The 510-nt window shown below is 66.5% G+C and carries 1 protein-coding gene; it reads left to right on the top strand.

Features of this window, described 5'->3' with window-relative positions; genetic code table 11:
- Positions 1-104: 104 nt before the first annotated feature.
- On the top strand, positions 105-510 hold a 406-nt coding region (locus AAE045_RS24495), incomplete at its 3' end, for a hypothetical protein (RefSeq protein ID WP_455549882.1).

The following is a 510-nucleotide window of genomic DNA, read 5'->3' as shown; positions in this document are numbered from 1 at the left end:
AGGGGCCCTCGGTCCGATTATTGCATGGGTGGCTTCCCCCCGCGAGCCGACAGGCATGACTTCTGTGGGAGTGCAGGGGAACAGGTTCAGCCTACTATGCGTCCATGTTGGGATACCTCAGCCACACCCGAGTACTGCGACTGGCCGGCCTGTTCACCTGGGTCATGGTCGGACTTCCTCTGGTTTACTCGCAGTACGAAGCGCTGCTGCGCCGCGGCGGTGGCGTCGATGCGTGGGCGCTGTGGCTGTTCGCCGCGTACCTGGCCTTCGGTGCCGGCTACTTCTGGCTGACCCGCGGGCTGCGCAACGGCGGCCACTCGCGCTGGTACGACCGGGTCATGCTGGTGCTGCTCACCGCCTCGGCGCTGGGCGTGAGCTACCTGAGCGGTTCGGGCCTGGGCAGCATCCTGATGATGGTCGCTGCCGGGGTCATTCCCTGGATGCTGCCGGTGCGCGGCGGGGTGATCTGGCTGTTGTTGAGCCAGCTGGCGGTCCTGCCGGTCTACTACC

This window comes from Dryocola clanedunensis (assembly GCF_038405435.1).
GTDB classification, from domain to species: Bacteria; Pseudomonadota; Gammaproteobacteria; order Enterobacterales; family Enterobacteriaceae; genus Dryocola; species Dryocola clanedunensis_A.
Note: the sequence above shows the minus strand (reverse complement) of the source record. Positions and strands in the feature narration are given on the sequence as shown.